The sequence below is a fragment of the Bifidobacterium anseris genome, assembly GCF_002860345.1.
Taxonomy (GTDB): Bacteria; Actinomycetota; Actinomycetes; order Actinomycetales; family Bifidobacteriaceae; genus Bifidobacterium; species Bifidobacterium anseris.
Genome location: NZ_NMYC01000005.1, coordinates 656,408 through 676,993 on the forward strand (window position 1 = coordinate 656,408; position 20,586 = coordinate 676,993).

A 20,586-nucleotide genomic window follows, 5' to 3' on the forward strand; every position below is an offset into this window, starting at 1 on the left:
CCCAGTATCCACAACGGATCTGGGGACAACTTGCACGCGCCGTCCACAACGGTGTGGGCGGCGCGCAGCGACGTCAATCAGTCGATATCGGTGCCTTCGTCACGCGCCGGCTCCTTCGACGGGTCGAAGCCGGAGACGATGAACACGACGCGGCGCGCGGCGGAGACCGAATGGTCGCCGAGACGCTCCATGAAGCGTCCGATGAGCACGACGTTGATGAGCTGCTGGTTCGTGCCCTGGAAATCCTCGGACTGCGCGAGCATCAGCGTCTTGCGATGCAGCTCGTCGAGCTGGTCGTCGTCATGGATGATCTCGTCGGCCGTGTGCGTGTCGCGGTCGGCGAGCATCGTCACGAGACGGTCGGCGGTCACATCGAGGAAGTCCTGCATCTGCGCGAACAGATCGATGGCGTTCGCCGGCAGCGGCGAATCCGGATAGGTGCGGCGCGCGGCCTCGGCGATGTGTCGCGCCAGATCGCCCATGCGTTCGAAGGTGATCGCGAGCCGCATCGTCGAGACGACGACACGCAGATCGGTAGCGACCGGGTTCTGCCGCGCCAGCAGCTCGACGCACTGGTCGACGATCGACGTGGACAGCGCATCGGTCGCGGCATCGTCGTCGATGACCTTCTGCGCGGCGTCGAGATCCTGGCTGAGCAGCGCCGCCCCCGCACCGTGGATCGCGTCGCGCACGTTGCGCACCATATGATCGAGGTCGTCCGCGACGGCCTTGAGCCCCTCATTGAAGATAACGCGCATCTTCCCGCCTTTCGTTCATCGGCCGCGCCTTCCTGCGGCGGCCTGCCGTGTCACCAGTGTAAGGGACGCGCCGGCCGAAGCCAACCGTGAGCCCGCATCCGGCGCGATGGTGTGCCACAATAGCGGTATGCATATCGAAACGTCCGCCATCATCGCCGCGGCCTTCGCGTTGTTCGCCATCGGCGCGCTCATCGGATTGGGGATCCTGCTCGTCGATCTGCTCACGCCGCTGTTCACGCGTGCGAGTGACGGCATGCCGCTGTCGGAACGCATCAGCGACGTTTGGTCGCGGTGGCGCGGGGGCAGAAGGAAGCGCGACGCCGACGACGATGACGACGACGCCGACGACGATCTGCAGGATTCGACGGCGGCGCTGCTGACGATGATCCCCGCCGCCGCGGTCGTCGTCGACGAGACGGACGAGGTCGTGCGCGCGAACCCGGACGCCTACCGCCTCGGCGTAGTCGATGACGACGCGATCGTGTCGGTGCCGATCGCCGAGGCGATCCGCGACGTGCGCGAACACGGCGGCCGGCGCACGCTCGAGCTGATGACGCGCACGCCGCGCCGCTTCGCCGACGTCACCGACGACGACGGTCGGCCGAGCATCAGCACGGTGAGCAGGCCGAACTGGCTCAACGTCACCGTCGGCAGGATCTCGGAAGGACTCGTCGTCGTGCTGCTTGACGACGTCAGCGAAGCCGTGCGCTTCGCGCAGGTGCGTGACGATTTCATCACGAACGTCTCGGAACGCCTCGTGCAGCCGAGCGACGAACTCAAGCATTTGGCGGCGACGCTCGAGAAGGGCGGCCTCGACGAAGCGCAGATCGCGCGCGACGCGCGCAACGTGCGCCGCACGATCGGCTACATCGACCATATGATCGGCGACCTTATGCTGCTCATCAAAGCGCAGGAGCAGATCGAGCCGACCGCCGCCAACACGTTGCACGTGCTCGCCGAAGTACAGGCGGCCGTCGATGTCGCGCGGCCGCTCGCCGCCGAACACGGGCAGCGCATCATCGTGCGCGGCGACGACACGCTCGTCGTGCACGGCGAAAGCGCGCAGATCCGCGCCGCGATCGGCAAGCTGCTCGACAACGCGCTGCGATACTCGCCAGGCGGGGCGACCGTCAGCGTCGACGTGCGCGCGAGCCGCGACGGACGCGACGCCGTCATCCGCGTCATCGACAGAGGATGCGGCATCGGGGAGGACGAACAGCAGCGGATCTTCGAACGGTTCTACCGCGGGCGCAACCAGAACGGCAGGACGGGCGACGGCGCAGGTCTCGGACTGGCGATCGTCAAGCACGTCGCGCTGACGCACCACGGCAGCGTGCAGGTGTGGAGCCGGCCGGGGCAGGGCAGCACCTTCAGCCTCGTGCTGCCGATGGCGAAAGCACAGTAGGCGGGCGCGTCGGACGGCGCCTCACTGGCCGAGACGGCGGTAGTCGGAACGGTCGAAATGCTCCCAGATGAGCAGCGCGACGCCGATGAGCACACCGAGCGCGCAGATGAACATGGCCATCTGGAACCAGCGGATATGGCCGAAATACCAGCAGCAGGCGCATATGATGAGCGCAAGCGTCCACAGGATGATGCCGAAGATGAATGCCTTGCGAAGATCCACCTGCACCGGTTTCGGCATGGGACGCCGGGCATGCGGATCGATGATCGGGGCAAACTTCATAAACCTCAACCTTAATACAGGTGGGGACACGGCGAAGTCATTCTCAGGGCTGATTCGCGCGGTGTGGGGCGCGCCGGCGCCCAAGGCAATCGCGTACAATGGGGGCGTTCGGACGGACGGCAGAAAGGAACGCGCGTGTACACGATCCACCCGGTGCCCAAACGCTACGCGTGGGGATCGCGCGACAGCCTGCAGCGGATGTTCCATCTGGATGGCGCCGACGCGCAGGGACCGCTCGCCGAAATGTGGTTCAGCGGACATGCGCAGTCGCCATCGATAATCGACGTGCCGGACGACGGCGTGACGCGTCCGGTGGCGCTCACCGACATGATCGCCGGCGACCCCGATGCGATGGTCGGCGCGCGCGGCGTCGCCGAATTCGGCCCCGAACTGCCGTTCCTGTTCAAGACGATCGCCGCCGACGAACCGCTGTCGCTGCAGGTGCATCCGGTCGATTTCCAGGCGCGCGCGGGCTTCAACATGGAAAATCGGCACGGTATCGCCCTCGACGCGCCGGAACGCTCATTCAAGGACATGAACGCGAAAAGCGAGATGGTCGTCGCGCTCGAGCCATTCCTCGCCTCGGTCGGCTTCGCAGCGCACAGCTTCGCGCTGCGCAATCTGCAGCTGCTGCGTTCGCCGGTCGCGCAGCGCATGGCGCAGGCCTTCGCATCCGGGGGCCGGCGCGGCGACGACTCCCTCACCGTCTTCGCACAGGCCGACGCGATGATGCCGGTCGCCGCGACGGTCTGGCCGGAATCACGCAAACGCATCTTCCGTGCGTTCCACACGGCGGTCACGGCCGACGCGAGCGATCCGGACGAACTCATCGACGATCTGATGCAGGCGGCCGCGCAGGCGCCGCATGCACGCAACGCGATGGCCTTCGACTTCGCGCTGCGCGCCGCACGTGCGTTCCCCGGCGACACGAGCGTGCTCGCGCTGCTGATGATGAACCCGGTGCGGCTTGACGAAGGCGAATCGGTGTTCCTGCCGACCGGCGTGCCGCACGCCTATATATACGGTACCGGCGCCGAGATCATGACGAATTCGGACAACGTGTTGCGCGCCGGTATGACCGTCAAGCACAAGGACATCCCCAACCTGCTGCAATGTGTCGACTGCCGGCCATCGACGCCCGTCAACCCCTCCGATGCGCGGCTTGGCGCGCTGCTCATGCGCGACGTCGTGTTCTACAAGCCCGGCGTCAACGAATACGTGCTCGCCTACGGCCACGTCGGCGCCGGTGAGCCGTGGCCGATCGTCGACCGGCTCGCCGTGCGCTACGACGCGCTCGTGCAGCAGGTGCGCGGCCGCGGCGTCGTGCCGCACGCCGGACCGCGCGTGCTGCTGTGCACGCAGGGGGAGGTCGTCTGCACGACCGAGACCGGCACGCGCACGCTGCGTCAGGGGGAGGCCGTGTTCATCCCGGCCGCCGACGGCTGGGTGCGCGTCGGCGGCGAATCGGGCTCGTATCTGATGGCGTCGACGCCGTTCTAAGCCACCCACAAATCGCCGATGCCTCACGAAACACCGGCGTTTCGTGAGGCATCGGCGATTTCAGGGTGCGACTAGAGCCGTTCGACGACGTAATCGATGCAATGCACGAGCGCCTCGACGTCCGAAGGCTCGACGGACGGGAACACGCCGATGCGCAGCTGGTTGCGGCCGAGCTTGCGGTAACCGGAGACATCGACGATGCCGTTGTCGCGCAGCGCGGCGATGACGTTCGCCGCCGGCACCGACTCGTCGAGATCGACGGTGACGACCGACTGCGAACGCGCGGCCGGGTCGGTGACGAAGGGACGCGCATAGGAGGAATGCTCGGTCCAATGGTAGACGATGTCCGACGAACGGCGGCAGCGTGCCGACGCCCACGGCAGGCCGCCGTTCTCGTTGAGCCAACGCACCTGCTCGTTGAGCAGCACGAGCGTCACGAGCGCCGGCGTGTTGAGCGTCTGGTTCTTGCGCGAATTGTCGATCGCCGACGTCAGTGACAGGAACGGCGGAATCCAGCGGCGCGCACCCTCGAGGCCCGCGCTGCGGCGCACGCCCTCAGCGCGTTCAATCGCGGCAGGAGAGAGGAGCGCCACCCACAGGCCGCCCTCGGAGCCGAAGGCCTTCTGCGGGGAGAAGTAATAGGCGTCGGTCTGCGAGACATCCACTGGGATCGCGCCGGCCGCGCTCGTCGCGTCGATGCAGATGAGCGCACCCTGCTCGCGCGAGCCGTCGATGCGGTAGACGGGGGCCTGCACGCCCGTTGACGTCTCGTTCTGAGCCCAGCAGTAGGTGTCCACGTATTCGGTGCGCTCGGGGACGCAATAGGTGCCCGGTTCGCTTTCGAACAGAATCGGCGGCTCGAGGAACGGCGCCGACTCGACCGACGCGGCCATCTTGCCGCTGAACGAGCCGTAGACGCCGCAGGCGGCCTGACGCGTGATCAGCGATGCGCAGATGATGTCCCAGAACGCGCTCGCGCCGCCGTTGCCGAGCACGACCTCGTAGCCGTCAGGAATCGAGAAGAAGGACGCGAGGCCCTCACGGATCGAGCCGACGATGTCCTTGACGGGGGCCTGACGGTGGGAGGTGCCGAGCACGGTGAGTGCGGCACGGTCGAGGGCCTCGATCTGCTCTGGGCGGATCTTGCTCGGGCCGGAGCCGAAACGGGCGTCCTCGGGAAGCATTGACTGCGGAATCGTGATTGTGTCCATGGCTCCCAGCGTAGCCATAGCAAAGGAAAACAGCGGCGTGCGGGGCGCTTGGTGGACATCGGCGTGGATGTTGTGGGTCGGTTGTGGGTTGGTTGGTCGACTGGGGCAACGGATCGGGACGTTATGGGTAGGTTCGTCGACGTCGCCGACGGATCTGGACACGGATGAGACAGGTGACGGGGTGGATGGGCAGTTCTCTGTAGATGTATGCACGCGTACGGGCATAGGTGTGGGAGATGTGCATCGGTAGACGGGGATATGTGTGGGACATGTGGTGGAGCGACTTTGAAATGTGAAGATTTGATGGGTTGATATTCGCTTAGGGGAAAGGCGGAATCGCTTACTGCCGACACGGTTTTGACGGATCGTGCCATCGGTCGGCGGTGTCCGTGGAAACGCGGAAGCGTCACGGTTTGGCATTTTGATGATGTACCCTGAATTTTTGTGAGTCGAACGCACGCACGCCGTGCACGCAGTTGAGCAACGTTGAATAAGGAGTGATTTACGTATGAGGCATGCTGCCCACGCGACCCGCAAGGGTGCAGGCGCTATAGCCCTGACGAAGTCCCTGTTTACCACGAAGCACGGTGCGCATTCCGCCGAATCGGTCTACGCCAGCAAAGCCGCTGGCGGCGAAGTGGACGGCCTCGATCCGGCGCTTGCACGCAAACTCAATGAGGTGGCGCCGTTGACGCGTCGCTCGATCCGTGAGTCCGCGCGAGCCGCGCAGCGCCGCAACACGATCCTCGCGTCCGCGTCGCTCGCGGCGCTCGTCGGCACGGCGGCCACGTCGATGGCCTTCATGAAGACGGACGACGAGATGCTGCCGCTCGCCGAAGGCACCGAGACGACGCAGACACTCGACATCGCGCGCGTCACCGACGCCGGCGCCTCCCGTTCGGACGTGCGTGAGGCGATCGATGGTCAGGAATCGACGGCGGTCACCGGCAACTGGAACCTCGGCGAGACGAACGCCGTCAAGGACACGGCATCGCTGACGACCGCGAAGGCGTACAACGACAAAGTCTCGAAACTCGTCGACAAGGACGAGGAGCAGCTGCCGGCAGGCTTCGATGCGAATCACGCGACCGGCGACACCGGCAACGCCTACCCGTGGGGACAGTGCACGTGGTGGTCGTACGAGCGTCGCCATCAGCTCGGCCTGAGCACCGGATCCCACTTCGGTGACGCGCGCAGCTGGGGTGCCTCGGCGCAGGCGCTCGGCTACTGGGTCGACAATCAGGCGCGCGCCGTCGGCGATGTGCTCGTGTTCGCCCCCGGTCAGGAAGGCGCGCATGGCTACTACGGCCACGTCGCAATCGTCGAAGCCGTCAATCCGGACGGGTCGATCCGCATCTCCGAATCGAACGTCGAGGGTCTCGGCGTCATCTCCCAGCGCGAATTCACGGCCGAGCAGGCGAAGACCTTCACCTATATCCATTACTGACGCCGACGTCCACGCCTCGCCGACGTCACCCTTCCGGCGTCGTCGCAGTGGGGTGACATCGGTTGCATATGCGTCGATCATGGCGTACGAAGCGAAAAACCGCGCTATATCATCAAAGATTGAGACAACGATTGCAATCGGCGTGTCGCAAGTGACGGCAATGCGTTTCGATAAGTCGGCCCCTGAACGGCGCGTCGGGCATATGCTAGCGTGGAGGATGATGAAAAAGATGAAACGTTCTATTTCGATTACTACCGCTGCAGCACTCGCCGCATCCCTGCTTGTGGGTGCGCCTGCGGCTGTCGCAGATGATGCAGCGTCGAGTTCGAATTACGTCGTCTCGACACGCTCATTCCCCAAAGTGAACACGGCGAAGACCAACTTCTTCGCTGAAGCCACCTCCACGAACGTCGACGAGGACTCCGACTGGGGTGGCCTGGAGAGCATGAATGTTCCTCAGACCAAGTCGACCGCGGAGAAGGAGGCCGAACAGCAGGCCAAGGAAGAGGAAGAAGCACGCAAGCAGGCGGAAGCGGAGGCTGCGCGTCAGCAGGCCGAAGCCGCCGCACGTGAACAGGCCGAGGCCGCTGCGAGCCGCAGCCAGGAACGTGAACCGGTCGTCGAAGAGGCGCCGGCCGCGCAGCCCGAAACGCCGAGCGTACCCGTGCCGACGAGCAAGAACGGACAGGCCATCGCCGACTTCGCATCGAAGTACGTCGGAGCGCCGTATGTCGCGGGTGGCACAACGCCCGCCGGCTGGGACTGCTCCGGCTTCGTCATGTGGGTGTTCGGCCAGTTCGGCATCTCGCTGCCGCGCACGTCGGGCGCTCAGGCCACTGTCGGCACCGCCGTGCCGAGCCTTGCGCAGGCACAGCCGGGCGACATCATCGCCAACGGCATGCACGCCGCGATCTATGTCGGCAACGGCATGGTCGTCAACGCGCTCAATCCTGCCCAGGGTACGCAGATCACGAGCCTCGCCGTCTTCTCGGGCGGCTACTCCATCCGTCGCGTGCTGTAATCCCAATCCCCACATTGCACTTTTCTCGAGGGTGTGCGGTTCTCCGGAACCGTGCGCCTTCGTTTTTGTTTGGTGGGGCGATTCTTCCGCGGGTTGGGAGTTGGTTCGCGGGTCGGATTGTCGATCGGTTCGAGGGAGCTGCCCGCGGAGAGGCTGATTTGCGGGTCGGATCGTTGACCGCGTCGATGGAACGGTCTGTTGCGGGTCGGATTGTCGGCCGGCTCGAGGGAGCTGCCCGCGGAAGGGCTGATTTGCGGGTCGGATTGTCGATCGGGGCGACGAAGTGACCCGCACCAAGCAGGGGAGAAGCTGTCTCGCGCGCGGAGCACGCGTAACGAGGGGTGGCTTTTCGGCTGATAAGGTAGGTGCCGATGGAAAACCACGGTATTCTTGAACGTGGAAACCAACCGAAGAGAAGGTTGTGCTGGGCAAGGAGGTCTCTGATGGTGAACGACAACACGATTTTGGTGGGCGTCGACGGGTCGCACGCGAGCTACAAGGCGACGTGGTGGGCCGCCAACTATGCGAAGCACGTCGGGCTGAGCCTGCAGATTGTGTGCGCATATTCGCTGCCGAGCTACGCCGCCGTTTCCTTCGACGCAACGTACACGGCGATGGGGGACGACAACGCCGCACACAACGACGCGCAGGAGATTCTGTCGAAGGCGAAGGCGATCGCCGACGAGCAGGGCGTCGACGCGCAGACGCTCATCGTGACCGGTGATCCGTCGTCGGTCTTCGTCGAGCTGTCGCGTAACTACAACCTCATCGTCATCGGCAACCGCGGCAAGGGCGGCCTCGCCGAACGCCTGCTCGGCACGACGAGCTCGAGCCTGCCGGCCTACGCGTACTGCCCGATCGTCGTCGTGCCGTACACCGACGACAAGGGCAACCTGATGCATCTCAACAACGTCATCACGAAGGTCGCGGTCGGCTCCGACGACACGAAGTGGGGCATCCGCGCGCTCGAGCTCGCCGCACAGTTCGCGCATTCGTGGGGCGCGCAGCTCGACGTGATCACCGTCGTGCCGTCGAGCACGAACCTCGCCGACGACGAAGTGCGCGGCAAGTTCGAGGACGAGCTCGACGCGCGACTCAAGCCGATCCTCGCGAAGTATCCGGAGCTCAACGTGCGCAAGAACATCGTCGCCGGCAACGCCGTCGAAACGCTGACGAAGGCGAGCCGCGACCATGACATCGTCGTCGTCGGCTCGTGCGGCCGCGGCGGCTTCACCGGCCTGCTGTTCAACTCGACGAGCCAGGGGCTGCTGCAGCATTCGGTCTCGCCGGTGCTCGTCGTGCCGCGCAAGTTCGTCGAAGCCGAGGAGCAGCGCGCCGAGCGGGAGGGTGAGCCCACGGCGACCGTCACGCTCGACGAACTCGTCACCGAAGTGCCGGTCGACCGCGCCGACGAAGATGTCGAGCGGCAGATCGAGATAAAGATCGATCCGAAGGCCGCCGACTACCACGACGACAAGCAGAACGACTGATTGATTAATCGACTGATCGACGAAAGGGCGGCCGCCGCACCCGCGAGGTGCAGCGGCCGCCCTTTCGTTCGTCGTATGCGTATGCGGACGCGCTCAGCGGCGTACTTCGATGTCCATGCGCACCGGCGTCTCCTGCTCATAGGTGTGCATGACGGTGCAGCCCTTCTCGATGTGCGCCTTGACGCGCTTCTTGAGCTTCTCGACGTCCTCTTCGCTCAGGTCGGCGTCGGTTGCGTCGATCATGACCTGCTCGTTGAAGTTGATGTAGGAGTCGTTGTCGGCGTCGTAGGTGCCGTCGACGACGATTTTCGCGCCGTGGCCTTCGCCGAGCGCGTGCTCGATCGCGAATTCGCTCGACAGCGCCGCGCAGCCGGCGAGCGCGATCTTCACTAGATCTCCCGGCGTGAACTGGCCGCGGTCATGGCCGAACTTGATGTGGGCGCCGTCGTCGCTGAACGCGTCCCACGAGCCGTCCTTGTTCTTCTCGACCCACAGTCGCTTGCTCATATGTACCTCTTTTCCGCGGCGGTTGCCGCTGGCCTTGGTCAAGCACATTCTAGGTGCGTCCATGCCCCGCCGTGTCGCCGTGGCGGCTCCGGCGCCGCGGCCGCGCGGGAATGGAAGGTCAGAAGTTGCGGTTATCATGGCCAACCATGCCATTGACTCAGCAAGACCTTCAGCGAATCCGTGAACAGGACGTGCCGTCGCGCCCGCACACCGACATCCCGATGCCGTACGAGGACCTGCTGCGCAGGATCCTGATGGAGGGCAACCTCAAGAACGACCGCACCGGCACTGGCACGATCTCGCTGTTCGGCCAGCAGATGCGCTTCGATCTGGCGAAGGGCTTCCCCCTGCTGACGACGAAGCGCGTGTTCTTCAAAGGCATCGCCTACGAGCTGCTGTGGTTCCTCAAGGGGTCGAGCAACGTGCGTTGGCTGCAGGAGCACAACGTGCACATCTGGGACGAGTGGGCCGACGAGAATGGCGACCTCGGACCGGTCTACGGCGTGCAGTGGCGCAGCTGGCCCGCGCCGACCCCCGAGGATCCGAACCGCACGATCGACCAGATCTCGAACGTGCTTGACCTGATCCGCAACGACCCCGACTCGCGTCGCATGGTCGTCAGCGCATGGAATCCGGCCGAGGTCGAGCATATGGCGCTGCCGCCGTGCCATGCGCTGTTCCAGTTCTACGTCGCCGACGGCCGTCTTAGCTGCCAGCTGTACCAGCGTTCGTGCGACATGTTCCTTGGTGTGCCGTTCAACATCGCGAGCTATTCGCTGCTGACGATGATGATGGCGCAGCAGGCGGGGCTCGAGCCGGGCGAGTTCGTCTGGACCGGCGGCGACTGCCATATCTACGACAACCATGTCGATCAGGTGCTCGAGCAGCTGTCGCGCGAACCGTATCCGTATCCGCGTCTCGAGATCCGCAAGGCCGATTCGCTGTTCGATTACGACTACGACGACTTCACGATCGTCGACTACCGATACCATCCGACGATCAAGGCGCCGATTGCCGTCTGAGCGTCCGCGCCGCAGCAGGGGCCGGGCGTCGCCGGGATTGCATAGACTGGTGACCCGGTTACTTACGTTCAAGGAGACGAAATGGAGCATGATAGTAGCCGCAGTGGCTATCACGAACCCGTGCCCGGTCTTGCCGGGCCTACCGAAAATGAGTTCGAGGATGACTGGGGTGACGACTACGCCAAGACCTTCTCGATCAATCTGATCTGGGCGCAGGCGAACGACAAGGACGGTCGTTCAGGCGCCATCGGATACAAGGGGACGATGCCCTGGCATCTTCCTGAGGATCTTCGCCGCTTCAAGGCGCTCACCGTCTCGCATCCCGTCATCATGGGGCGCAGGACCTGGCAGTCGCTCAACCCGAAGTTCCGTCCGCTGCCAAACCGCGACAACATCGTGCTCACGCATGACCGCGGATTCCGGGCGCCGGGTGCGACCGTCGTGTGCGACGTCGAGGAGGCGCTCGATCTGGCCCGTCAGGAGGCAATCCCCGACGACGGCCTCGACCGCAGCGAGATCTGGGTCATTGGCGGCGCGCAGCTCTTCGAACAGATGCTGCCGATCGCGTCGAAGATCTATCTGACGCAGATCGACGCCGAGGTGGACGCGGACACCTACGCTCCCGACTTGGACAAGGCGTTGCGCTCCGGTGACTGGGAGATCATAGAACGCACCGATTGGATGCGTCCGGAACATGCCGACGGCGGCATCCGTGGCTACCGTTACGTGACGCTTGAGAATCAGCGTGCGAGCGAGGAAACACCAACCGAATGAGATGAACGGCCGTCGAAGCGGCCGATGTGAGGGATAGGAACGTGAAGAGGACAGAGATGAAGCCATACACCGTCATGACCGTGTGCACCGGCAACATCTGCCGTTCGCCGATGGGGGAGATCATCCTTCGTCATGAGTTCGCCAAGCGCGGTCTGTCCGACCGTGTGCGTGTCGAATCGAGCGGCGTCAGCGACGAGGAGTACGGCAATCCGATCGACCGTCGCGCCGTCAAGGTGCTCAAGGAGCGCGGCTACGAGATTCCGGCGCAGCATTTCGCGCATCGTATCACGCGGCAGGAGATTGACGACACTGACCTGTTTCTGCCGATGACCGCTTCCCATATGAATGCGCTGATGCACATGCTGCCGCTGAGTAAGCGCAGCGACGTACACATGTACCGTAGCTTCGACCCGGCGCTGCCCGATCCGCAACCGGGCCGCGAAGGCGAGATTGATCTCGTTGATCCGTGGTACGGCGGCATGCGCGAGTTCGAGACGGCGATCGACCAGATCGAGGAGGTCGCCCCGCACATCGCCGACTACGTCGAGCAGCAGCTCGACAACGAGCGACGCTGAGCATCCCGCCGCGAACATAAACGGCGCCGATGACGAAGCCGGGCGGTGCACGATTCTTCGTGCGCCGCCCGGCTTCGTTCGTCTACTGTGCCGATACCCGGCTGAATCAGGCGTCCTGCTGCTTCCACGTTTCGACGTCGATGTGGTGCTCCGGATTCGCCTGCCATGCGTTCCACGCCGACTCGACGATGTCGTCGACGTCGTAGCGCGCATGCCAGCCCATCTCCTCGTTGATGCGCTTCGGGGAGCCGATGAGCTGCGGCGGATCGCCGGCGCGGCGTGCCATGACCGTCTCCTTGAACGGCAGACCGGTGACCTTCTTCACTTCGTCGACGATCTGACGCACCGACGTGCCTTCGCCGGTGCCGACGTTGAAGACGTCGTACTTGCGCTCGTCGCGGTCGAGGTACTTGAGCGCTGCGAGATGCGCGTCGGCGAGGTCGGAGACGTGGATGTAGTCGCGGATGCACGTGCCGTCCGGCGTTGGGTAGTCGTCGCCGAAGATCGCGGGCGCCTTGCCTTGCTTGAGACGGTCGAACAGCATCGGGATGAGGTTGAGGATCGCCGGATCTTCGAGCTCGACGGGGCCGCAGCCGGCCACGTTGAAGTAGCGCAGGCCGCAGAAGCGGATGCCGTAGGGCTGTTCGCAGGCGCGCGCCATCCACTCGCCGAAGAGCTTCGTCTGGCCGTAGGGGTTGATCGGGATCATCGGTTCGACGTCCTCGGGGACGACGTCGACCGGCGGCTCGCCGTAGGTGGCGGCGGAGGAGGAGAAGACGAGCTTGTGCACGCCCGCCTCCTTCATGCCTTCGAGCACGTTGAGCATGCCGTTGATGTTCTGCTGGTAGTACCACAGCGGCTTTTCGACGGATTCGCCGACCTGCTTGCGCGCAGCGAAGTGGATGACGGCGTCGACGTCCTCCGCCTTCATAATTTCGGCGAGACGTTCGCCGGCGCCTGGCGCGGCGATATCCATGCCGTAGAGACGTGCCCCGCCGATGCGGTCCGGCTTGCCGTAGCTGAGGTCGTCGACGACGACGACGTCCTCTCCGGCCTCGTGCAGCGCGTGGACGACGTGCGCGCCGATGTAGCCGCAGCCGCCAGTGACAAGAACAGTCATGTTGAGCCTTCCTTCGACAGGTAGAACATCACGATATTGGTACTTTTTTTGTCGCAATGTTCGTTTATGTTCGGTTACAGTGTATCACTTGAACACTATCGCACAAAATTGGCGACTTCGGTGTGTTGCGGCCTGCGGCGCTCGCGTACGCCTGAGCTGGGCGGCCTGTGCGCCGTGCGGCCTTCTTCAGTCTATGACGTGGCCTGACGTTGCCGGCTGCGGTTTCGCGGCGCGTGCCGGCCGCCGATACAGGTCGCCGCATACACTGTGGGTATGGCTCAGCAGAACATCGAGAACATCGAGGGCAACGCCGAGGGCGTCGTCGAAGACAACGTCGAGGCGACCGTCGGCGAGGGCAACGTCGAGACGGCGCAGACGGTCAATCCGCTCCACGGCAGGAAGGTGCTCTCCTTCGTGCGCCGCTCGGCGCGCCTCGACGCGCGGCTGCAGCGCGCGATGGACAATCACGCGGCGCGCTACGTCCTCGGAGACATCGCCGAGGAGGGCAGGCTCGACCCGGCCGAAGGCTTCCGCTTCACCGGCGATTACGTGCGCGACCATTGGGGTTCCGCGGCACCGCTCACCGTCGAGATCGGCAGCGGGCAAGGTGAGAACGTCGTTGCCGCGGCCGTCGCACATCCCGAACGCAACTTCCTCGCGCTCGAGGTCTACGAGCCGGGCGTCGCGCACACGGTGCTGCTCGCGGCCAAGCATGGGCTGGAGAACCTGCGGATCGCGCAGATCAATGCGCCCGAGCTGTTCGCCGTCATGGAGCCCGGCGTCGTCGACGAAGTGTGGACCTTCTTCCCCGATCCGTGGCCGAAGATGCGGCACCACAAGCGCAGGATCGTACAGCCCGAGCTTGCCGCCGACGTGCGCGACGCGCTCGGCGAGGGCGGCGTGTGGCGCATCGCGACAGACATCGAGGACTACGCGCTGCATGTGCACGAGGTCATGGATGCGCGTACTGATTTCGAGAACGGCGGCGGCCTGACGGTGAGCCTGCCGACCGCGCATGTCGGCAAGGGCAACGCCGCGGAGGCGCAGGCGCTGCCGCACGCCGATTTCATGGAGTCGCCGCGCTTCGACGGCCGCGTGCTGACAAACTTCGAGCGCAAGGGGCTCGACGCGGGCCGCGTCATCCACGACTTCACATATCGCCGCGTCTGAGGGTCCCGAATTTGGGGGCTTTCGGGTGCGACACGCCGATGCTTGCGCGATGCGACGATTCGTGTAATATCAATTGAGTTGTCGAAAGCCCCCTTCGTCTAACGGTTAGGACACCAGACTTTCAATCTGACAACGAGAGTTCGACTCTCTCAGGGGGTACCATTTAGAAGCCTTGGAATTGCAACGATTCCAAGGCTTCTTCGCTTCTGTGGTAACGACGCAGCAACGACTGTGCAACGACTGTGCCAGCCCAGTACCAACCGCCGGCGCCGCTCCGGCGGCCGCGCTACGCTGCCGGCGTGTCGGGACGCACGGCGTCCACATGCGCCTAGGATGGCCAGATGAACGGATGAACGATGGTCGCTGGATCCGGCAGACGGAGTCGACGGCCGTGAGGAAACGGAAGGTGGACGCGATGCGGCGCTGTACACGTTGCGGCAGCGAAATCAACGACAAGGCGAAGGTGTGTCCGGTGTGCGGGATGCCCGTCGACGAGGAACGCGCACATCTGCGGCGCATGGTCGTCATCATGCTCGTCGCGGTCATCGTCGTCGCTGCGTTGCTCGTGCTGCGCTCGAGGCAGCTGAGCGCCGGCGCAGACGGGCTCGCGGTGCCCGTATCCACCGTCGGAATCGTCGCCATGTATCCGCTGATGTAGGGCGGCTCGTGTTCCCGGAAAACGGCCGAACGATACCCCCCCTCGTGGGGCTATAACACCGGCGCATGATACGCTTTTGCGTATGGGAAAGTGCAAAACGTTGACCGTCAACGGGACTCCGTATGACGTGCTCCGGCTGCTCGGCAGAGGCAACGGGGGATATTCGTTCCTTGTGCGCTCGCAGACGCATCCGCCGGTGCAGTACGTGCTCAAGCAGATCCACTATGGGCCGTACGACTACTACCAGTACGCCGACAAGATGCAGGCCGAGATCCGCGACTACCGCAAACTGCGGGAGTTGGGCGTCAAGCTGCCCGCGATGCTCGACGTTGACCTCGACCACGACCGCATCCTCAAGGAGTACGTCGATGGCCCCACGATTTACGAGCTCGTGCTGACCGACCAGATGCAGGACGACTACCTCGACCAGATCCGCCAGCTCGCCAAGCGTCTGGCCGCACGACACATCAACATCAACTACTTCCCGACGAACTTCGCCGTCGAGGACGGCGTCGTGCATTACGTCGATTTCGAATGCAAGCCGTACAAGGACACCTGGGACTTCGAGAACTGGGGCGTCAAGTACTGGTCGAAGACGCCCGAGTTCCTCACCTACGTCGCCGACCACATGCCGCAGGTCGTCAATGCGGCGCAGGAGCGGCAGTAGGGGAGCTACACGGCCGCGATGCGAGCCGCCGCACGGGCGCGGTGAGTCGCATCGGCGTGTCGCGCTCGATGATTGACGAAATATGCGCGATGACTTGCGCAAAATTCCAGTCGTTGCGCCGATTTACGACGTCGGCGATGCCGTCGCGAATCGGTGTGCCCAAGGCGCGTGCGGGCCCTCGCGGCTTGCGGCGGGGCCCCGCGCCCGCTAGACTGGGCGCCAGTCGTTCCAATGAAGCGACGACCCGTTTGCAAAGGAGCAAGACCATGGTCTACCGCATGATTTTCAACCAGACCGCCTACTTCGGACGTGGCGCCATCAACGAGATTCCGAAGGAGGCGAAGTCGCGCGGCTTCCATAAGGCGTTCATCGTCACCGATCCCGTCCTCGTCTCCAACGGCACCGCCAAGAAGGTGACCGATGTGCTCGACAAGGCCGACATCCCGTACGAAATTTTCGATGACGTCCAGCCGAATCCGCCGGTTGAGAACATCCAGCATGGCGTCGAGGAGTTCAAGAAGTCCGGCGCCGACTTCCTCATCGGCCTCGGCGGCGGCAGCCCGCAGGACACCTGCAAGGGCATCGGCATCGTCGCCGCGAATCCGGAGTTCTCCGACGTGCTTTCGCTCGAGGGCGTCGCCGATACGAAGCATCCGAGCATGCCGATCTTCGGTGTGCCGACGACGGCCGGCACCGCCTCTGAGACGACGATCAACTACGTCGTCACCGACACGGCGAACAAGCGCAAGTTCGTCGCCGTCGACCCGCACGACATCCCGGTCGCCGCCTTCGTCGACCCGGATCTGACCGACGGCATGCCGCGCGGGCTCAAGGTCGCCACCGGCCTCGACGCGCTCACGCACGCGATCGAAAGCGTCATCACACCGGGCGCATGGGGCCTTTCGGACGCGCTGTCGATGCAGACGATCCGCATGATCGCGAACAACCTCGCCAAGAGCGTCGAAGGCGACAAGGACGCCGGCGAGCAGATGGCCTACGCCTCGTACATCACCGGCATGTCCTATTCGAACGTCGGTCTCGGCCTCGTGCACGGCATGGCGCATCCGCTCGGCGGCCGCCTCGGCGTCGCGCACGGCGTCGCCAACGGCATCCTGCTCGCGCCCGTCATGGCCTACAACAAGGACTATTCGGGTGAGAAGTACCGCGACATCGCTGACGCGTTCGGCGTCGAGGACGCCTACACCGGCGACCTCGAGCATGTGCGCGACGAGGCCGTCGAGGCCGTCGCCAAGCTGACGCGCGATCTGGGCAACCCGACGACGATCAGCGAGGTCGGCGCCACCGAGGAGGACATCCCGGCGCTCGCCGCCGACGCGTTCGCCGACGTGTGCACGCCGGGCAACCCGCGCAAGGCCACCGAGGAGGACATCCTCGAGCTCTACCGCAGCCTGATGTGATCATCCGCATGTGATCGCAGCCTGTACCAGCACGGTGCCGCCTGCCGGACCTCACGGTTCGCGCGGCGGCACCGTGCTTTCGCGTGCCACGACGTGCGTCGGAAAGATGACATGCTGCTCGCACGGCGTGCCGTCGCGCGCGTCGACGATCATGTGCACGGCGCACTGCGCGATCCGGTCGAAGGGCTGATGCACGCTCGTGAGCGACGGCTTGAGGTACTCGGCGGGGAAGATGTCGTCGAATCCCATGATCGACAGCTCGTCGGGCAGCTGCAGCCCGCTTTGGCGCGCCGCGCGGTACGTGTTCACGGCCGACAGGTCGTTGCAGCAGAAGATCGCGGTCGGCCGCTCGTCGAGGTCGATGAGTTCGCGCGCGGCCTCGTAGCTGCGTTCGGCGGGGAAATAGTCGCCGTCGCGTACATAGCTCGCCGGCAGGTCGACGCCGGCCTGCAGCAGCGCCGACGTGAAGCCGTTGAAACGGGCGAGCGCCGTCTGCAGGCCCATCGGGCCGCGGATGACGCCGATGCGCGTGTGCCTGAGTCCCAGCAGGTGGCGCGCCGCCTGATAGCCGGCCGTCCAGTTGTCGATCGCGACGCTCATCACATCGTCGTCGACGGCGTCGATCGGGTCGATGACGACGACGGGGATGTCGCGTGCGCGCAGCAGCTGCTTGGCGTGCGTCGTCAGGCCGCCCATCTGCTGGAGAATGACGCCCTGGGGGTTGCGTTCGATGATGCCGCGGAAGCAGCTTTCGGAGGCCTCGCCGTGCTCCGTCTGCGTGACGGTGATCGCCAGGCCGGCCTGCTGCGCCCAGTGCGAGGCGTAGCGGATGAGCTCCATCGTGCCGTTGTGCTCGATGTATTCGACGACGAGCTCGATCGTGGGGGAGAGCTTCGTGCTGACGAGCGGCTTGGCGTAGCCGCGTTCGGCGAGCAGCCGTTCGACCGTCTCGCGCGTCGCCTGCGAGACGCCCGCGCGCCCGTTGATGACCTTCGAGACGGTGGATGCGGAGACGCCGGCGAGTCGTGCGATCTCGCCGACCTTGATCTTCGGCTGTGCGTTGCTCATCGTGTGCTCCTTGCTGCCTGATGCGGTGCGGCATCGTTTCGGGGTGCGCCGCGTCGTTTCCATTATCGCGTGGCGGCGCGTACTCGTGCGTCGCGGCGTTGTGCCCGCCGTCGATTGTAGAAAATTTCCAAAACGGATTTGCAAATTTCCTATTCCGTACTACGATGGTACACGTCAGTTCATCCAGGCAAAGGAGCCCGAGGGACATGAGTACCATCACACAAGTCAAGACCTACGATTTCCGATTCCCCACATCGCAGACGCTGTCCGGATCGGATGCAATGAACCCGGATCCCGACTACTCGTCGGCCTACGTCGAAATCCATACCGACGCCGACGACGGCATCAAGGGCGTCGGCTTCGTCTTCACGATCGGCCGCGGCAACGACGTCGTGTGCACGGCGATCGATTCGATGGCGCAGGCGCTCATCGGCCGCAACGTCGAGGAGATGCTCGACGACATGCGCATCGCCTGGGACCTGTTCGTCCACGATTCGCAGCTGCGCTGGCTCGGCCCGGAAAAAGGCGTCGAACACATGGCGATCGGCGCGGTGCTCTCCGCGCTATGGGACATCAAGGCCAAGAGGGCCGGCAAGCCGCTGTGGCTCATGCTCTCCGAAATGGAACCCGAGGAGCTCGTCTCGACGCTCGACTTCCGCTACCTGAGCGACGCACTGCGCCCCGAGGAGGCCATCGAGATCCTGCGCGAAGGCAACAAGGGCAAGCAGGAGCGCATCCAGCACCTGCTCGAGGTGGGATACCCCGGCTATTCGACGGCCCCCGGCTGGCTCGGCTACTCGGACGAGAAGATGGTCGCGCTCGCCAAGGAGGAGACCGAAGTCAAGGGCTTCAGGCAGATCAAGCTCAAGGTCGGCCAGAACATCGACGACGATCTGCGCCGTCTGGCGCTCGCACGCGAGGCGATCGGCCCGGACGTGCGCCTCGCCGTCGACGCCAATCAGGTGTGGGACGTGCCGCAGGCGATCGAATGGATCAACCGTTTCCACGAATTCGATCTCGCCTGGGTCGAGGAGCCGACGAACCCCGACGACGTCATCGGACACGCGACGATCGCGCGCGCAATCAACCCGATCAAGGTCGCCACCGGCGAGCAGATGCAGAGCCGCATCCTGTACAAGCAGTATCTGCAGACGAACGCCTTCGGCATCATGCAGATCGACGCGACGCGCGTCGCCGGTCCTCAGGAGATCATCCTCGAGTATCTGCTCGCGAAGAAGTTCAACAAGCCGGTATGCCCCCACGCCGGCGGCGTCGGACTGTGCGAGGCGGTCTGCCAGTTCGCGATGTTCGACTACGTTTCGGTCTCCGGCACGATGGACGGCCGCATGATCGAATACGTCGACAACCAGCATGAGCACTTCGTCAACCCGGTGCGCATCCGCGACGGCAACTATGTGGCCCCGACGGCACCCGGCAACGGCGCCGAGATGACGTTGGAGACCGCCGAGAAGTACCTGTACCGCGGCTGAGCGACGAAGCCAGCCGGGGCGCCAACCAATCAACAATCCAACCAATCAACCAACAACCAACCGACGGCCGACGGGCGGGGCCAAAGATGGCCCCGCACCGCGGCATCGCATCGACCAATCAATTCACAACCAACAGGCCGATTGCATACAGCAATCAGTAATCAACACACAGATCGAACAATCATCACGAACAAAGGAGTTCCCATGGATCTGCATCTCGAAGGCAAGGTCATCATCGTCACCGGTGGCTTCAAAGGCATCGGCAAGGGCATTGTCCTGCAGCTCGCGCAGGAGGGCGCGATCCCCGTCGTCATCAACCGCTCGGACGCGGCGATCGACGAGTTCAGGCATGACATCGAGCAGTACACGACCGACTACGACATCCATCTGCTCGACCTCAACGACGCCGACGGCATCGCGCCGATCGTCGAGGCGACGTACGCGAAGTACGGACACATCGACGGCATCGTCAACAACGCCGGCAAGAACGACAACAAGGATCTCGAGACGACGAGCTGGCGTGAATTCGAGGAGTCGATCCACGGCAACCTGACGCACTACTACGAGCTCGTGCACGCCGCCGTGCCGTATCTCAAGGAAAGCAAGGGCGCCGTCGTCAACATCTCGTCGAAGACGGCGCTGACCGGCCAGGGCAAGACGAGCGCGTATGCGGCGGCGAAGGGCGCCGTCCTCGGACTGACGCGCGAATGGGCGGCCGCGCTCGTCCACGACGACGTACGCGTCAACGCGATCGTCGTCTCCGAATGCTGGACGCCGCTGTACGCCGAATGGATCAAGACCTTCGGCGACGAGGCCGCCCAGCAGGCGCGCCTGTCGCTCATCACCGACAAGATCCCGCTCGGCCACCGCATGACCTCGGTCGAGGAGATCGGCGCCGAGGCGGCGTTCCTGCTTTCCGACCGCTCGTCGCACACGACCGGCCAGTGGGTCTTCGTCGACGGCGGCTATGTGCATCTCGACCGCGCGCTGAGCTGAGTCGGGA

20 protein-coding genes and 1 tRNA gene are annotated in these 20,586 nt (G+C 64.5%); 15 read left to right on the top strand and 6 right to left on the bottom strand.

Annotated elements, in window-relative coordinates; all coding sequences use genetic code 11:
• Positions 1-77: 77 nt before the first annotated feature.
• A complete protein-coding gene (gene phoU / locus CGZ88_RS07885; RefSeq protein ID WP_026644596.1) occupies positions 78-758 on the bottom strand; it encodes a phosphate signaling complex protein PhoU in 681 nt (226 codons plus the stop codon).
• A gap of 127 nt (positions 759-885) precedes the next feature.
• On the opposite strand from phoU, the gene CGZ88_RS07890 reads away from it, so the two are divergent.
• Positions 886-2,163 (top strand): sensor histidine kinase, encoded by a 1,278-nt coding sequence (locus CGZ88_RS07890; protein ID WP_026644595.1) that lies wholly within the window; start codon positions 886-888, stop codon positions 2,161-2,163.
• A gap of 21 nt (positions 2,164-2,184) precedes the next feature.
• On the opposite strand, the gene CGZ88_RS07895 is transcribed toward CGZ88_RS07890, so the two are convergent.
• A complete protein-coding gene (locus CGZ88_RS07895) occupies positions 2,185-2,445 on the bottom strand; it encodes a hypothetical protein (protein ID WP_026644594.1) in 261 nt (86 codons plus the stop codon).
• A gap of 135 nt (positions 2,446-2,580) precedes the next feature.
• Between CGZ88_RS07895 and manA the strand changes: the two genes are divergently transcribed.
• On the top strand, positions 2,581-3,945 hold the full coding sequence (gene manA / locus CGZ88_RS07900; protein WP_026644593.1) for a mannose-6-phosphate isomerase, class I: 1,365 nt from the start codon (positions 2,581-2,583) through the stop codon (positions 3,943-3,945).
• A gap of 71 nt (positions 3,946-4,016) precedes the next feature.
• Here the strand turns inward: manA and serC are convergent, their stop codons facing one another.
• Entirely contained in the window at positions 4,017-5,156 is a 1,140-nt protein-coding gene (serC, locus tag CGZ88_RS07905; protein WP_026644592.1) for a phosphoserine transaminase, read from the bottom strand.
• Positions 5,157-5,664: 508 nt separating this feature from the next.
• Here serC and CGZ88_RS07910 point away from each other — a divergent pair.
• The 3 genes from CGZ88_RS07910 to CGZ88_RS07920 all read left to right on the top strand — a co-directional run bounded on the left by CGZ88_RS07910 (position 5,665) and on the right by CGZ88_RS07920 (position 9,114).
• Positions 5,665-6,603 carry a CHAP domain-containing protein gene (locus CGZ88_RS07910; protein WP_026644591.1) on the top strand — a complete coding sequence of 313 codons (939 nt, stop codon included), beginning with the start codon at positions 5,665-5,667 and terminating at the stop codon, positions 6,601-6,603.
• Between the two features lie 229 nt (positions 6,604-6,832).
• Positions 6,833-7,624 (top strand): C40 family peptidase, encoded by a 792-nt coding sequence (locus tag CGZ88_RS07915; RefSeq protein WP_101671613.1) that lies wholly within the window; start codon positions 6,833-6,835, stop codon positions 7,622-7,624.
• A 443-nt stretch (positions 7,625-8,067) separates the two neighbouring features.
• Positions 8,068-9,114, top strand: coding sequence for a universal stress protein (locus CGZ88_RS07920; protein WP_034523362.1), 1,047 nt, complete (start codon positions 8,068-8,070; stop codon positions 9,112-9,114).
• Positions 9,115-9,207: 93 nt separating this feature from the next.
• Here CGZ88_RS07920 and CGZ88_RS07925 read toward each other — a convergent pair whose 3' ends face one another.
• On the bottom strand, positions 9,208-9,621 hold the full coding sequence (locus CGZ88_RS07925) for an OsmC family protein (RefSeq protein ID WP_026644588.1): 414 nt from the start codon (positions 9,619-9,621) through the stop codon (positions 9,208-9,210).
• Between the two features lie 221 nt (positions 9,622-9,842).
• On the opposite strand from CGZ88_RS07925, the gene CGZ88_RS07930 reads away from it, so the two are divergent.
• The 3 genes from CGZ88_RS07930 to CGZ88_RS07940 all read left to right on the top strand — a co-directional run bounded on the left by CGZ88_RS07930 (position 9,843) and on the right by CGZ88_RS07940 (position 11,992).
• Positions 9,843-10,643 (top strand): thymidylate synthase, encoded by an 801-nt coding sequence (locus CGZ88_RS07930; protein ID WP_196799991.1) that lies wholly within the window; start codon positions 9,843-9,845, stop codon positions 10,641-10,643.
• 81 nt (positions 10,644-10,724) lie between these two features.
• The gene (locus CGZ88_RS07935; protein WP_026644586.1) at positions 10,725-11,417 is read left to right on the top strand and encodes a dihydrofolate reductase; all 693 of its coding nucleotides are present in this window, start codon (positions 10,725-10,727) and stop codon (positions 11,415-11,417) included.
• Between the two features lie 56 nt (positions 11,418-11,473).
• Positions 11,474-11,992, top strand: coding sequence for a low molecular weight protein-tyrosine-phosphatase (locus CGZ88_RS07940; RefSeq protein ID WP_101671525.1), 519 nt, complete (start codon positions 11,474-11,476; stop codon positions 11,990-11,992).
• 106 nt (positions 11,993-12,098) lie between these two features.
• On the opposite strand, the gene galE is transcribed toward CGZ88_RS07940, so the two are convergent.
• Positions 12,099-13,112 (bottom strand): UDP-glucose 4-epimerase GalE, encoded by a 1,014-nt coding sequence (gene galE, locus CGZ88_RS07945; RefSeq protein WP_101671526.1) that lies wholly within the window; start codon positions 13,110-13,112, stop codon positions 12,099-12,101.
• 273 nt (positions 13,113-13,385) lie between these two features.
• Between galE and trmB the strand changes: the two genes are divergently transcribed.
• The 5 genes from trmB to fucO all read left to right on the top strand — a co-directional run bounded on the left by trmB (position 13,386) and on the right by fucO (position 17,025).
• The gene (gene trmB, locus CGZ88_RS07950; RefSeq protein WP_081663880.1) at positions 13,386-14,282 is read left to right on the top strand and encodes a tRNA (guanosine(46)-N7)-methyltransferase TrmB; all 897 of its coding nucleotides are present in this window, start codon (positions 13,386-13,388) and stop codon (positions 14,280-14,282) included.
• An 87-nt stretch (positions 14,283-14,369) separates the two neighbouring features.
• Positions 14,370-14,444, top strand: a tRNA-Glu gene (locus CGZ88_RS07955).
• A 187-nt stretch (positions 14,445-14,631) separates the two neighbouring features.
• Positions 14,632-14,940, top strand: a complete 309-nt coding sequence (locus CGZ88_RS07960) for a zinc-ribbon domain-containing protein (RefSeq protein WP_207761158.1) — start codon at positions 14,632-14,634, stop codon at positions 14,938-14,940.
• Between the two features lie 82 nt (positions 14,941-15,022).
• Positions 15,023-15,607 (top strand): BUD32 family EKC/KEOPS complex subunit, encoded by a 585-nt coding sequence (locus tag CGZ88_RS07965; protein ID WP_101671528.1) that lies wholly within the window; start codon positions 15,023-15,025, stop codon positions 15,605-15,607.
• Positions 15,608-15,873: 266 nt separating this feature from the next.
• Positions 15,874-17,025: a lactaldehyde reductase gene (gene fucO / locus CGZ88_RS07970; protein ID WP_101671529.1), complete on the top strand. Its 1,152-nt coding sequence runs from the start codon at positions 15,874-15,876 to the stop codon at positions 17,023-17,025.
• A gap of 51 nt (positions 17,026-17,076) precedes the next feature.
• Here fucO and CGZ88_RS07975 read toward each other — a convergent pair whose 3' ends face one another.
• Entirely contained in the window at positions 17,077-18,093 is a 1,017-nt protein-coding gene (locus CGZ88_RS07975; RefSeq protein WP_101671530.1) for a LacI family DNA-binding transcriptional regulator, read from the bottom strand.
• 206 nt (positions 18,094-18,299) lie between these two features.
• Here CGZ88_RS07975 and CGZ88_RS07980 point away from each other — a divergent pair, with 206 nt between their 5' ends.
• Positions 18,300-19,583, top strand: coding sequence for an enolase C-terminal domain-like protein (locus CGZ88_RS07980; protein ID WP_101671531.1), 1,284 nt, complete (start codon positions 18,300-18,302; stop codon positions 19,581-19,583).
• A 204-nt stretch (positions 19,584-19,787) separates the two neighbouring features.
• Positions 19,788-20,579 carry an SDR family oxidoreductase gene (locus tag CGZ88_RS07985; protein ID WP_101671532.1) on the top strand — a complete coding sequence of 264 codons (792 nt, stop codon included), beginning with the start codon at positions 19,788-19,790 and terminating at the stop codon, positions 20,577-20,579.
• Positions 20,580-20,586 lie beyond the last annotated feature (7 nt).